The sequence below is a fragment of the Singulisphaera rosea genome, assembly GCF_054877945.1.
Genome location: NZ_JBTYIP020000004.1, coordinates 153,187 through 167,269, shown reverse-complemented (window position 1 = coordinate 167,269; position 14,083 = coordinate 153,187). Strand labels below are relative to the sequence as shown.

General features: G+C 63.5%; 10 protein-coding genes. 5 read left to right on the top strand and 5 right to left on the bottom strand.

What is annotated here, in order from left to right; genetic code table 11:
- The first annotated feature begins 270 nt into the window (after positions 1-270).
- Both ACYOEI_RS09780 and ACYOEI_RS09775 read left to right on the top strand, forming a co-directional pair.
- The gene (locus ACYOEI_RS09780; RefSeq protein WP_462849245.1) at positions 271-1,407 is read left to right on the top strand and encodes a DUF1559 family PulG-like putative transporter; all 1,137 of its coding nucleotides are present in this window, start codon (positions 271-273) and stop codon (positions 1,405-1,407) included.
- A gap of 190 nt (positions 1,408-1,597) precedes the next feature.
- Positions 1,598-2,035: a hypothetical protein gene (locus ACYOEI_RS09775; RefSeq protein ID WP_462849244.1), complete on the top strand. Its 438-nt coding sequence runs from the start codon at positions 1,598-1,600 to the stop codon at positions 2,033-2,035.
- 5 nt (positions 2,036-2,040) lie between these two features.
- On the opposite strand, the gene ACYOEI_RS09770 is transcribed toward ACYOEI_RS09775, so the two are convergent.
- The 5 genes from ACYOEI_RS09770 to ACYOEI_RS09750 form a co-directional block, all read right to left on the bottom strand.
- Complete coding sequence (locus tag ACYOEI_RS09770) at positions 2,041-3,384, bottom strand: tetratricopeptide repeat protein (protein ID WP_462849243.1); 1,344 nt, start codon at positions 3,382-3,384, stop codon at positions 2,041-2,043.
- Positions 3,381-5,228, bottom strand: coding sequence for a CRTAC1 family protein (locus tag ACYOEI_RS09765; protein WP_462849242.1), 1,848 nt, complete (start codon positions 5,226-5,228; stop codon positions 3,381-3,383). The genes ACYOEI_RS09770 and ACYOEI_RS09765 overlap by 4 nt, the downstream gene beginning before the upstream one ends.
- The gene (locus tag ACYOEI_RS09760; RefSeq protein ID WP_462849241.1) at positions 5,225-6,352 is read right to left on the bottom strand and encodes a tetratricopeptide repeat protein; all 1,128 of its coding nucleotides are present in this window, start codon (positions 6,350-6,352) and stop codon (positions 5,225-5,227) included. The genes ACYOEI_RS09765 and ACYOEI_RS09760 overlap by 4 nt, the downstream gene beginning before the upstream one ends.
- 142 nt (positions 6,353-6,494) lie before the next feature.
- The gene (locus ACYOEI_RS09755) at positions 6,495-7,649 is read right to left on the bottom strand and encodes a DUF1559 family PulG-like putative transporter (protein WP_462849240.1); all 1,155 of its coding nucleotides are present in this window, start codon (positions 7,647-7,649) and stop codon (positions 6,495-6,497) included.
- Positions 7,650-7,720: 71 nt separating this feature from the next.
- On the bottom strand, positions 7,721-7,999 hold the full coding sequence (locus ACYOEI_RS09750; protein WP_462849239.1) for a hypothetical protein: 279 nt from the start codon (positions 7,997-7,999) through the stop codon (positions 7,721-7,723).
- 643 nt (positions 8,000-8,642) lie between these two features.
- On the opposite strand from ACYOEI_RS09750, the gene ACYOEI_RS09745 reads away from it, so the two are divergent.
- From ACYOEI_RS09745 to ACYOEI_RS09735, 3 genes are all read left to right on the top strand, one after another.
- Entirely contained in the window at positions 8,643-9,455 is an 813-nt protein-coding gene (locus ACYOEI_RS09745) for a hypothetical protein (protein WP_462849238.1), read from the top strand.
- Between the two features lie 505 nt (positions 9,456-9,960).
- Positions 9,961-11,448, top strand: a complete 1,488-nt coding sequence (locus ACYOEI_RS09740) for an MATE family efflux transporter (protein ID WP_462849236.1) — start codon at positions 9,961-9,963, stop codon at positions 11,446-11,448.
- Positions 11,449-12,103: 655 nt separating this feature from the next.
- Positions 12,104-13,825 carry an ELWxxDGT repeat protein gene (locus tag ACYOEI_RS09735; protein ID WP_462849235.1) on the top strand — a complete coding sequence of 574 codons (1,722 nt, stop codon included), beginning with the start codon at positions 12,104-12,106 and terminating at the stop codon, positions 13,823-13,825.
- Positions 13,826-14,083: the final 258 nt, after the last annotated feature.

The following is a 14,083-nucleotide window of genomic DNA, read 5'->3' as shown; positions in this document are numbered from 1 at the left end:
CGCAACGATCCTGGACCCCCCAACGTTAGAGGGGGCTGGGCCGCGTGGGCCGATGTTTCGCCTGTGCTGAGGATTTCCCCCCCAGGGAACGAGCTGGCTCGTCGGCGCGTGGATTTCGCCCTCGGTGTGAGGGGCGAGAATCTCCAATCGGCCGGCCGAAGCCTTCACCGTGCTGAGAATTCCCCCCAGGGAACGAGCTGGCTCGTTGGTGTTCGCTCTGCGCCTATTTCCCAAGGGGCGAGATTCTCACAACTAGGCCCGAGGCCCAACATGAAGTCGTCCGTGCGTCAAGGTTTCACCCTGATCGAGCTTCTCGTCGTAATTGCGATCATCGCCGTCCTGATTGCCCTGCTGCTTCCCGCCGTCCAGTCGGCACGTGAGGCGGCCCGCCGGATGCAGTGCACGAACAACCTGAAGCAGATCGGGTTGGCGATGCACAACTACCACAGTACTTATGATGTCTTCCCGATGGGTGCCGCGAAGAATTGCAACTCCGACCCCTCCTCGACCTGCCCGGGCTATGCCGACTGGCGGGGCTGGAGCGCCTTGAGCACCACGCTCCCGTTCGTCGAACAGGCGCCGCTGTACAATGCGATCAACTTCAGCATGGCCGAAGAGATCCACGACGCGACCCCGGCGCCCGAGAACGCCACCGTCGTCGGCACCGTCATCAAGACGTACATGTGCCCGTCTGATCCGAACGTCGGCCAGATGAACATCAACAATTACCACTCCTGCTACGGGACGACGACCGACTGGCCGAGCGGTCCGAGCAACGGTTCGGGCAACATGCAGAATGCCGACGGTAACGGCAGCACCGGGATGTTCGCGGTTTGGATCAGCTACGGCATCCGGAATAACACCGACGGCACGTCGTCGACCCTGCTCTTCTCCGAGGCGCTCGTCGGTGACAACAAGGGGAACGAGAGCAACCACGGCCGCGGGATCGGCAGCACGAGCCCCGGCAGCCACTATCGGGGCAATGGCGTCGTCGTGGCCGCGGCCAAGTTCGAGGTCGACGACTTCACCTCGAGCCAGGCCAACATGCAGGGGATCACGGCCAGCCTCCAGGCGTGTGCGGCGGAGATGAGCAACCCGGGCTCCGTCCTCATCACGAGCCACCGCGGCTATCGCTGGGCCTCGTTCTCGGAAGGCTCGGCGTTCAACGTCGCCCAGACCCCGAACGACAAGACCTATCCCTTCAACGTCTGCCGAGGGCAAGGCAACCCCAGCCAGAGCGACAACGGCAGCAACTCCCTCCCGGCCAGTAGCATGCACCCCGGCGGCGTCAATGCGGTCTTTGCCGACGGCAGCGTGCGGTTCATCAAAGACTCCGTGAACCGGCAGACCTGGTGGGCACTCGGCACTCGAGCCAACGGCGAGGTCATCAGCGCCGATTCTTATTGATCGAGTCGCGAGCCGACGTGACGACAATGCTCGCCACGTCCCAGGATTCTGGACGTCCGATCGAACCCTCCCCCGCCCGGGAGAGGGTCTTTCCGTTTCGATTTCGTTGGTCTCGAATCGCCTTATGATGGGACGGCGTAGGCCGGGGGAGCATCCCCCGGCCTTTCCCTATCGCGGAGTGACTCCCCTGATGCGTGCGATCTCTTCTTCACTGCTTCCGGTCGTGCTCATCGCGACGTTGGGTTGCGGCCCCAATCCCTCCAACCTGAATCTCAAGCCTCCTCCGAACGGGGGCGCGATGGTTCGCCTTCCGAGGGACCGCGGTTATGTCGCGATCAAGACGGAAAATCCCTCGCCGACGCAGGGGCCGAAATTGAAGAATCGGCCGGTGAGCATCGTGGCCTACTTCTATCGAAACGATGCGTCGACTCCAATGACCCCGGCCCCCACCGACGTGGTTTTCAAGATCGGGACGACGGAGAAGGCGAAGTCGGTGACGCTCGCACCGGACGCCAAGGACCCGAATCGTTTCGTCTCCGAACCGGGCCCCTATTCGAGGGGCATCCAGGGGATGATCCATGCCAAAGTCGATGGCGAAGAGGTGGAGGAGTCGTTCTCCTCGCTCTGATCGGCTCACCGTGAGGAGGCTTCGGCCGAAGGCGCGGAGCCTCGACGGGAAGAGCTGAGTTCGGGCGGCCTTTCTTCGGCCACAGACGGGGATGCGTGGGACAGTCGTTCGACGGCCGCCAGCGTTTCGGCGTCGTCGGGGCGATCCTTCAAGGCGAGGCGATACCACGCGAGGGCCTCATCCCGCAGTCCCATCCGCTCGCGGAGATTCCCCGCGCGTTTGTAGAGGTCGGGGGCGGGGGTCTTCCCGATCGTCGAGATCCCATTCAGCTCTTGGTAGAGCGGCAGGATTTCGGCCACGGCCTCTTGCCTTGCACTCAAAGAGCGGTCGAGTCGATTGGCCTCGTCGGCGAGGCCCGCGGCGGAGAGGGCTCGGATCAGTCGGAAGGCGAGGGTCCGGTCCCCGGACGAAGCGTCCACGGCCCGGCGATAGCCCGCGACGGCCGCCTCCCGGTCGTTTCGTTCTTGCGCGACCTTCGCCGAGAACCGAGCGAAACGAGGGGAGCCGGAGAGGTCATTCGGCAACCGTTCCAGGGCCCGTTCCAGGTTATCAATCTGTCCCGCCTCTTCCAGGAGCGTCAACCAGGCCTCCCAGGCGTCTGGTTGCTCCGGCGCGACGCGAACGGCCTGTCGCACTTGCTCGAGACCCGAGTCGATCCGCCCGGAACGCTCGAAGGCCAGCCCAAGCGTCACGAGCGCGCGGAAATCCTTGGGATTCGCCCTCACGATGGGCCCGAAGACACCCAGGAGGGATTCTGGGGCCGGGGGCTGGGCCTCCTGTCGGAGGATTTCGAGGAGGTACTGCACCCGGTCGTGCGGGTCGGGCTCGATCTGGTGCATCTTCAAGGCGAGCCGCCGGGAGGCTTCGATGCGGCCTTGCAGGTAGTAGAGCTCGAGCAAGTGCCAGCCCGCCTCCTGGATCTGCGGATTGAGCCGGAGAGCTTCCTCCCAGGAGGCCTCGGCATCGACAAGTCGCCCGAGGCGGTATTGCGCCTTGCCGCGATAGAGGGCGGCCGTGGCCTGGAGTCTGGGTAGGTCGGTCTTGATGTGTTGAAGATGTTCGAGTGCCCGAAGTGCCGGGGCCGGGTCGAGGAGCTCGTCCGGGTTGGCGGGAAGGTAGGGGCGCTCGATCGCGAACTGGGCGGTGAGCATTTGGGCTCTCGCGTCCGACGGGTCGCGGCGGAGGTAGTCGCGGGCGATCGCCTCCGCCTCGTCGAACCGATTCGCCTGGGCCATCGCGACAGCCAGGTCGAGATCCGGCATTGGCGCGAGCCGGGACCAGGCCGTCCCGAGCGTCCCGACCGAGAGGATGACCACCGACCCGACGACGACACCGGTACGAAGTCTCATGGTTTGGTCCCTGCGGCGGGCGTGATCATGCTCGGGTCGTCAACCCGGTGGGTCCTGCCGACAGCCGGTTTTTCCAGGGTCGATCGCTTTCCCCCCGGCCAGAGGATTTCCACCCGATCGACCTCGGTGGCCGAGCCCAGCCCTACGAGGATCCGGGGGTCGTTCGAGGAGAGGTAGGATCCCCCTCCCTTGAGTAGCCGATGGATGACCCGGCCACCGGCGTGGACCGAGACGGTGGCGCCGATCGCGGGCCGATGGGATGGGCCGGTTCGGAGGTCGAGCCGGATCCAGGGATGTCGATCGGATTCGTTGAGCAGCACCGCGGGCCGCGAATCCATCAGGGTGACGATCGCGTCGATATCCCCGTCGTCGTCGAGGTCGCCGAAGGCGGCCCCTCGGGCGACGTGCAGCGTCTCGAAGAATGGGCCCGCGCCTGGGAAATTCGGCCCCGCGGCCCGGACGATGTTGAAATGCCCGTCGCCCCGGTTCCGCCAGATCTTCGGGAGCTCAGCCTGCGGGATGTCGAGGCCGGTGACCGCCGAGAGGTTGTCGTCGACGTGTCCGTTGACGACCATCATGTCCGGGTGGCCGTCGTTATCGAAGTCGGCGAGGGAGCAGCCCCAGCCGACGTCGGGCATGCTGTCCTTGATGATGCCGGCCCGGGCGCTCACGTCCCGGAAGAGGTGGTTCCCCAGGTTCTGATAAAGAGTGTTATAGTCTTCACGAAAGTGGGTCACGAAGAGGTCGGGGCGGCCGTCCCCGTCGACATCCTCGGCGTCGACGCCCATCCCGGCCTGCGCGAAGCCGGCCTCGCTGAGGGCCGCGCCGGAGGAGTCCGTGGCGTCCTCGAAGGTGCCGTCGCCCCGATTGAAGAAGAGGAAGTGGGGGCTCATGTCGTTGGCAACGTAGAGGTCGGTCTTGCCGTCATGGTCGAGGTCGGCGGCCACAACGCCGAGGCCCCGGCCGTCCTTCCGGAGGATGCCGGCCTTCTCCGTCACGTCCTCGAAGGTGGCATTCCCTCGGTTCCGGAGCAAGAAGTGACGTGTCGGGGTGACGGCGTTGGGGGAGGCATACGTCCGGATCCCCTTGTTCTGGATCTCGGCGAAGGCCGTCGACGTCCCCTCCGGCCAGGTGCCATAGCTAGTGACGTAGAGGTCGAGGTCGCCGTCGAGGTCGTAGTCGAACATCGCCGCGCCCGACGACCAGGGGCAGAAGTTATCGGCTCCGGAACCGGCGCTCGCGTCGCGGAACGTCCCGTCCCCCTGGTTCAGATAGAGGACGTTCTTGCCGAGGTTCGTGAGGTAGAGGTCGGTCCAGCCGTTCCCGTCGACGTCCCCGGCGACGACGCCGTGGTTGAAGCCGTGGAATCCGACCCCGGCTTTCGTGGTCACATCTTCGAATGTGCCATCCGAACGGCCTCGATAGAGTCGGTTCCCTCCCGAGCGATTCGGGGCCTCCATGGGGAGGTTCCGGAGGGTGGCGAGATAGACGTCAAGGTGGCCGTCGCCGTCGTAATCGAGCAAGGCGAGCCCGCTCCCGTTGGCCGTCGGATAGACTTTCTCCGGGCTATTCCCGCTGAAAAGGACGAAGTCGATTCCGCTCCTATCGCTCACATCCCGAAAACGGATCGTGTCCGAGGCCTCGGCATCGGAGGAACGCGAGGCGTCACCGAGATCCGTCGGATCCTTCGCGGGCCTAGCGGCTTTGACAAGGCTCGCCTCCTTGGCGAGCGTCGGCGGAGTGGGGCGGCAACCGGGCGAGCCGATGAGGGCGAGCAAGACGGTGAGGGCTGCGAGACGGACCGGGGTCCGGGGTGCTGTGACCTCGGCATCCATGAGAGTCATTCCGGATAGCTCGGTGAAGGGGCCATGCCTTTGAGGGGCGCCCGAGCGCGACGTCGCAGCTCGTCGGCCCTGGCGGCGAAGCGCTCGGCCTCCGGCGTGTGCCCGAGACGTCGATGCGCGAGGCTCAGGCTGTAGGCCGTCATCGGCGAGCCCGGCTTGAGCGCCTCGGCGTGTTCGAGGAGCTCGAGCGCCTCGGCGGGCCGATCCTGATTCAGGGCGAGCTTCCCGAGCTCCAGCCAGGGGCCGGCCAGTTCGGGATCCCACTCCTTAGCCGTTCGCCAGGTACGCTCGGCCGCCGCCAGGTCCCCTTCCTGATGATACGCACGGCCCAGGAGCCCTGCCAGCCTTGCGTCGGGCAGAGACTCGAGGGCATCCTCCAGATAGATCCGCGCCTCGGATGATCGGCCGAGAGAGAGGAGGTCTTCGGCCAGGTACGCCCAGAATTGCCAAGAGGGGTCGAGCGGCATCGCCTTCAGCAAGGGGTCCAGCTCGAGGACACGCTGGAACTGGGCGACAGACTGGTCGGTGTACCCGGTTCGATGATAGATCAAGCCCGAGAGCGTGTGACCGATGGTTCGTCCGTCCGGGAGCTTCATCAGGCGTTCGGCGATCTCCATCGCCTCAATATATTCGGTGTTCGACATGTGGACGCCGGCCAGTCGTCGGAGGGCCAGGACGTCGTTGGGGAAATCGACGAGGATTTCGCGATAGGTCGCGATGGCCCTGGTTCGTTGGTTCGCCCGGACGATCGCATACGCACGAATGTGTCGATCCTCGAGCGACAGACTCCCCGCTCGCTGATAATACGACTCGGCCCGATCGGGCTGGTCGAGCCGGCTGAGGCTCTTGGCCGCGATCAGCGACGCACGACCCACGCCCAATCTGTGAGAGTTGAGGTGCTTAAGGGCTTTGCGGAGGGCTTTGGAAGATTCGCCGCGTGCGAAGTCGGCCTCGGCGATCCGGAGACCCTGAGGATCGGCCTGCCACCAGGCGACGGGGATGAGGACGAGGGCCAGGGACGTGGCGAACAAGCCGAAGGCCCACGCTCGCCTTGCGGGCTTGCGGACGGGGGCCGGCGGCGCGGGGCTCGGCCGATTGGTCGAGCGGGAGAGCTTGGTCGCCATCGAGTGTCACCTTCGCCCACGGCCCGACTCTGACAGGGACAGGGGGGCGCGCGACGACCGGAGGGATGACACCCGACCGATCCGACGCACGACCCCCGCGACATTGACGTCCATCGGTTTTACGGAAACGCCGCCCTAATTATCAATAGGAATCGGCGCTGATGACCTCGCCGCCCGAGGGGGTTGCGAGGGCCTGCCAGGTCGTGTAGCTAACGGTCGACTTGATGAACTTCACCGAGCCGTCCGCGAAGGCCGTGTTCACGCCGCCCGGGTGGCTCGACGACGCCGCGATGTTGTTGATCGCCGACGAGTTTGGCTGGCCGACATTCGCGTAATAGCACGATTTCCGGTTCGGAGTCTGGGTGTGCGAGTAGGTGGCCGACTGTCCCGAAATCCACCAGTCGCCTTTCCATGTCCAGTTGTGTTTGGTCCCTTGATCACACGCCTGAGCCTGGGACCTGTCGTTAGTGACCGTGCCTGCGAACGCGTCCGCCCTCACGTCTCCGCTTGCGCCTGATGTGTACACCTGGCCGAGGCCGTCCTTGGACACCGCCGGATCAAGTCCGTCCCCCTTGAGCCATTCGCTGAACACGACGGTGTTGCTGGTACCGTCCACGAACGATGAGATCGTGACGGTCGCCTCGGCCTGGATCGCGCTCAACTCTCCGGTGCCCTGCAACTGTTTCCAACCCGGCCAATATCCGGGGCCACGGACCGAGCCGCCCGTTGCGCCGGTATACGGATTCGGGCCGGCGTTGAAGGGATAGTTGAGCTGGCCGATGATGTGGAGAGTGTCTGATGCGGTGAACTTCATGCCGGTCAAGTTGGCCTGGCCGATGTCGGAAGGACAGAGGAATGCATTGATCTGATTGCACGTCGCGGAGGCGTTCTGAAGGCCCCAGAGGTCGCCGTCGGCGGTCGACCCGAGGTAGCCATTCATGATGTCGCCGCCCGGGCCGCCCCAACGCTCACTGTGCATGAAGTTGATGGCGTTGTAGATCGCGTTTTGCTCGAGGAACGGCAGCAACCGCGCGTGGATGGAATGGCCCTGGCCCGTGTTCGCGCCGCCACCGGCCGGAGGGCCGTACATGACCATGACCGGGGGCATGGCGTTGTTCTGACTGATGTAATTGTGCACGCCCAACCCGAGTTGCTTCAGGTTGTTGGTGCACTGGATGCGCCGCGCCGCTTCACGCGCCGCCTGGACGGCGGGGAGGAGAAGGGCGATCAGCACTGCGATGATCGCAATGACGACCAGCAACTCGATCAGAGTGAACCCGCGTCGTTTAAAAGACATAAGATTCGATCTCCGCAGGAAGTGTGGACCGAGTGAGAGAGGATGGATCGTAAACATTGACGAGCGATCGTCTACCGGCCCGAGGCCGAGGCGACGACACTCTTCGACGGGCCGGAGCGAGCCCCCTGGGACTCCCGGCCGTTCTTTCCCCGTTTCGTCTTCGACTTGGGCGTGGGGAGCTTGGCCTGCTGTTGCTTGAAGAAATCGGCCTGGCTCTTCGGCGCATCCGCCGCCGCGGTCCCCTTCGTTTGCGACACGCCCCCGTCGTTAGGCCCCTCGCCGCAACCCGCCAGCGAACAAACGATCACGAACGCGAGGGCCAACCCCGCAAATCGACGAGATGAAGTCATGAGTGAAACCTTTAGAAATTCACCGTTGAAAAAACCGAGTTATTAAGACTAGCGAATTCGAAGCCCTCCATCGGGTCACCGGCCCGTCGCCACCGTGGCGGCGGGCCATAATCGATCGGCGGAGGCGCGCAACGGGATCGGAACGTCGACGGGGAGAGCGACGCCGAAAGGAGCCCTGCTTAGTCGACCGCCGAGCAATGTCCGCACGTATTCGGAGCCTCGGGTCGATCCAACCTCGCGAGGGATCGACGCCGGCCTAGCCGAATGGCTGAGTCATACGAATTGATTCGAAGAATACATGAAAGACGATCGATGATTCTTTCCACGGACCTTATGCTCTGTCAAGAAAAAATCTGGCAGACTGCTATAATATTCTCGCTATAATCCCGAATCCGGACGATTGGCCGAGCCAATGGATACGCAGGCGAATGCTTGCATGTTAGGGAGGCCTGCGGATTTCGAGGGCGAATTTCCTCGCGAGCGACGGCCTCTCCCGATATATCCAGTCGATTCGTTCGGATCTCTAGCGGGCATTCTTCGATACACAATTAATTCTATCGTGTGCGGCTGGCGTCGTGCGACCGGTCTGGGCGTGACTCCGCCCCGGTCGCCCTCCCGCTGCGCGCCGACCGGGGAGGTCTCCATGTCCGTGAGCGGCTCGAAACCAAACGCAACCCTCTCGTCGGATTCGCACGAATCGTCGGCCGCATCGTCCCCCGGCGGTGCGGGGTTTCTGTCCCTCGCGTTTATCATCCCGATCGTACTGATCGCCGGTGGCCTCGCGGGATTGGCGTCCTGGGGAATGGGGGAATGGGCGGAGGATTACTTCGCTCCCTCCTTCGACATGTCGAAGGAACTGATGTCGAACGCGCTCAAGTCGACTGCCGAGGTCGGTCGACAGAAACGTGTTGCGCTGCTCCAGACCGCCGCGGTTTCGTATGGTTCTCTCGGGGCGTTTCTCGGTTTTTCACTGGGCATCGCCGGCGGGCTCGTGCGTCGGTCGCCCTCAAAGGGCTTCGTCGCCGCGGTGGTCGGCACGCTCTTGGGCGGAGCGGTTTGCGCGGGGGCTTCCTTGGGGCTTATCCCGATCTATTTACGCGTGTTCCAGGAATCGCCGAACCATCTGGGGGACGACCTCCTCTTTCCCCTGATGATCCACGCGGGGATGTGGGCGGGGGCGGGGGTCGCCGGGGGCCTGGCCTTTGGTTTGGGATCGAGCGGTGGCTCTCGAGCGGCCCTCGCCTGTTTCGGGGGTGCCCTGGGGGCAGTCATTGGGACTGTCGTCTTCGAGGCCCTCGGCGCCGTCTTGTATCCGCTCGCGTTGACCAGCAGTCCGATTTCGACATCATCCGGTGCCCGGCTCTTCGCGGCATCTTGCGTCGCCATCCTCTCCTCGCTTGTCGCCGTGTGGACGTCTCGGCCCTCGAATCGGACCAGCCGGGTACAGAGTCCATGATCTCTTGAATCGTTAGTTTTTGTGTCCCGATGCGATGAAGAAGGTCGCGGCTTAGTTGAGCCCTAATGGAGTCGGACCTCCTCGGGCCCAGAAGTTTAGGCCTAATAAAATCATCGAAGCCCCGACACCCTCTCGCCCGATTGGAGCGGACGACACTCGAGTTGAACTCCCCTTAAATCCCCGAGCGGCCTCGTACGAGCCCGTCGCACCAGCGAAAGGAGTTCCCCTCAGGAACGCGAGGCAGTTCCACTCGCTGGCAGCTTGGGCTAGTCGAGGGGACGCAACCTGGACGGTAGTCGCTCCCCGACGATCTCGACCAGAAACCTGAGACCGAACCTTCAGGGGGCTTCGGCCCTCTGACGGCCGGGACGATCACGTCGGCTTACGCGCGATGCCTGAAGTGGGACGCGCGAGTGTCCTTGCCGAGGTCGAGGTTTCCAACGATTCTGGGGCTTCGTCGGCGTACGTTCGTCGAGCAGGGTCCGGCCCAGTCGAGGGATACGAGATGACGATCCGCGCAGTCACGGAAGAACCGGCCGAATCAGCGACTGACGAGCCGACAACAACCACCGAATCTGCGAGCCCCCGGTCGGCTCGGCCTGGCGGCAGCCGAGAGTTGCTGGCGCTGGCCCTGCCGCTCGTGGTGAGCCAGGGGTTCATGACGGTCCAGGTCTTCCTCGACACCATCCTGCTGTCGTGGCACGACTCCAGGGAGATGGCGGCCTCGTTCCCCGCGGTGATGTGGTTCTGGCTGGTCTTCGGGCTGATCCAGGTAACTGCCGGGTATGTCTCCACGTTCGTGGCCCAGTATTCGGGGGCCGGCCGACTCGAGCGGGTCGGTCCGGCCGTCTGGCAAGGGATCCACTTCTCGCTCCTGGCCGGGGCACTCATGCTGCTCATGTACCCGGCCGCCCCGTGGCTCATCGCCGTCGGGGGACACACCGAGGCGCTCCAGACGCTCGAGGTCACCTACCTGCGCTGTCTCAGTTTCGCGGGCCTGCCGATGCTCATCATGGCGGCGGTCAACGGGTTCTTCTCCGGTCGGGGAAAGACCTGGACCGTCCTCGGGATCGAGACGGCGGGGACGGCGACGAACGTCACGCTGGCCCTCGTCTTGATCTTCGGCCGGCTCGGGTTCCCCGAACTCGGGATCGCCGGGGCGGGCTGGGCGACCGTCGCCGGCTCGTGGATGTCCGCCGCGGTCGCGATCGCCCTCTTCCTCAGTCGAGAGAACCGAATCGAGTTCAACACCGTGCGCGGGTGGAAGCCGGAGCGTGAGTTATTCGCTCGGCTGATGAAGTACGGCGGCCCGGCCGGGATGCAGGTCTTCCTCGACGTGCTCGTCTTCCACGTCTTCGTCCAACTCGTGGGGCGGTTGGGAGAGGCCCAGGCCGGCGCCACCACCCTGACCGTTCGATTGAACATGGTGGCGTTCCTGCCGATGATGGGGCTGGCACAGGCGGTCTCGATCCTGGTCGGCCAGAGGCTCGGCGCGGATCGACCGGACCTGGCCGAGCGGTCGGCCTACACCGGCCTCCGTTGGATCTTCGGGTACATGAGCCTGGTGGCCTCGGCCTACGTCCTCTTCCCCGGGACCCTCGTCGGGGTCTTTGAAGGGGACCACGACGCCGAGCAGTTCGCCGCACTCGCCGCGCTCGTGCCCTCGCTCCTGGCCTGCGCGGCGGTCTATTCCCTGGCAGACTCGGTGAACATGACGTTCTCCTTCGCCCTCCGAGGCGCGGGGGACACGCGGTTCGTCTCGTTGCTGACCTTCGCCCTCGCCTGGCCGATCATGGTCGTCCCGACGGCGTTGCTCGTCCGGGCCGGCGCAAACCTCAACTGGGCTTGGGGCTTCGCGACCGCCTACATCCTCGCCATGGCCGTCTGCTTCACCTTGAGATTCCGCTCCGGGAAGTGGAAGAGCATGCGTGTGATCGAGGCTTCTCCCTCCACAGAGGTGGGCTCTCATCTGCCGGCGCAGCCCTCTGCCTGAGAATCCGTGCCGGGGTCCGGTGCTGTGACTCGGGGAGCGGAATCGGGCCTGTGACGGAATTTCTAGTAGCCAAAGTCGGTGCTCGTGTCACCCGATGACAATCGGCGACACGAGCCCTCACGTTTTTTTGCGGTCTGTCTGACGGTGAGCGCCGGACAGACGTACTCGGTGGCCGATGGATCAAATCAGTCGATTTCACGAAAACGAATCACCGATAGACTTTATGTTTGTTTGGCATTAATTTTTCTGTTTTTTTGTTGCATGCCGCGAATCTGATCCTGATATTGACTCTCGCGGGGTCCAGGCCCAGTCATATCATGAATCGAACGCACGCGATGAGAGTCGCGGACTGAAGCCTTCGGGCCGATCAGGCCCGTGGTTCGGTGCGAGGTCGCTTTCCTCGCACCGCTCCGGGGTCCTACCTGGAGCGAGTCCTGGAGATTTTGCGCCTCAAGCTGAGGGACAGGGTCGAGACCTGGCCTCGTATGTCGCCAATCTGGGTTTCTCCACACGATCGAGAGAGAAAGACATGCGCTTAAAGCTCGTGCGATGGGCCAATGCGGTTTCGTATCTTGACGTGAACGTGTTCAGGAATCGACGCCGGACGATGTCACGGGCCTTCGTAGGCCGGGCCGAGATACTGGACGATCGGACGTTGCTCAGTCAGATTCTCTTCTTCTCGTCTAATGACGGCACCAACGGCCGCGAACTTTGGAAAACCGACGGGACGACGGCCGGTACTGTCCTTGTCAAGGACATAAACCCGGGGGCGGCGAGCTCGAACCCGACCTCGAACATCGAATACAAGAATCTCCTGTTCTTCTCGGCGGACGACGGGACGAATGGTCGAGAGCTTTGGAAGAGCGACGGTACGGCCGCTGGGACCGTCATGGTTAAGGACATCAACACCGGTGGCACCTCCGATCCCAGCGACTTCGCAATCGTCGGGACGACGTTGTATTTCGCCGCGACGGACAGCACCAATGGCCGCGAGCTCTGGAAGACCGACGGGACGGCCGCGGGCACCGTCCTGGTAAAGAATATCTATCCAGAACCAATGTCGGGTCCGAACAGTTCCAGCCCCCAGAATCTCATCAATTTTAACGGGACCCTCGTATTCGAGGCGACGGACGGTACCAACGGCCGAGAGTTGTGGAAGAGCGATGGAACTGCGGGCGGCACGGTCCTCGTCAAAGATATCTCGCCGGGGGTGGCGAGCTCGTTCGTGGCCGCGGCGTCCAACAATCTGACGATCGTCGGAACGAACCTGCTCTTCGCGGCGGATGACGGCACGCATGGTCGAGAACTTTGGAAGAGTAATGGGACGGCTGCCGGCACCGTCCTCGTCAAGGATATCAACCCAGGCGGGACCGTGTCACATTCGATCGGCATCGACGATGCTTTGCCGATCGATCATCTGGCACTCGGGTCGTCTTACTATTTCTCGGCGGATGATGGTACCCACGGCGCGGAGCTCTGGAAAAGCGACGGGACGAGCGCCGGCACCGTCCTCGTGAAGAACATCGACGTGCCTCGGTCCGGAGAGACAGATGTAGGCTCGAGTCCGTGGGGACTGGTCAATTTCGGCGGGACGGTCTTCTTCTCGGCGCTCGATCGCGATCATGGACGCGAAATCTGGAAGAGCGACGGAACGGCTTCCGGCACTGTCCTCGTCAAGGATATTTACGTTGATGTTGTGCAACCTCCCCCGGGTGGTGTCGTCTCTTCCCAACCCTACTCGTTGACTGTCGTCGGGAGCACGCTGTTCTTCGGCGCCGCCCAGAACGCCGGGATTCCCTCAATGTACAATTTCGAGCTCTGGAAGACCGATGGGACGACGGCCGGCACCGTCCTCGTCAAGGAGATCAACACGGGCGCCAGCAATAACCTGGGGTCGTTCCCCGCGGATCTCACGAACTTCAACTCCGGACTTTTCTTCGCAGCTACCAACAGTGGGACGGGGGCCAATCACGGCCGAGAGTTGTGGAAGAGCGATGGAACTGTCGCCGGCACGGCGGAAGTCAAGGATATCAACCCCGGGACGAACGACGCTTTCCCGCCGCCGAGCGGATTTCTGAACCCTCCCCCCTCAGTCAACTATTTCCGTGTTGTGAATTTGTTGACGCCCTTCGCCAAGACTTCCGGCACGGCGCCCACGTCCGCAGTGACGTCCTCAGAATCGACCGCATTCGTTCCACAAGCCCAATCCACGCCTAAGGATTTATCAGAGCCGAATCTATACTCGATGTTTCTCGCAACCTCGCCGCGACCCGAGTTTCTGGATTCGGTCTCCGAACCTGTTGCATACACTCCACCGAGTGGCCGGTCCATCCTTCACGCCTTCGGGAGGAAACCATTCGGGCTGACGACTCCGTGAGAATAGCTCGGGGCTCTCGCCGAGTGGTCGGTCCTGAGCGATGTTCGGCGTCTTGACGGATCGGTCGGCTGGCGAAGAGTCCACGTTTCGGTCATGGTCGGATCCCTGACGCCGCTCATGGTCCCGGCCGCCCCCTGGCTGATCGCGGTCGGGGGCGATCCGTTGCGTTTTCTTCGTTCGTGGAGTGTTGATACGTCTCAGTCAACGCCTCGCAGCGGACTGCCCGGGTCGGGCCGGCTAGGAGCCTTGCAGGCCAAC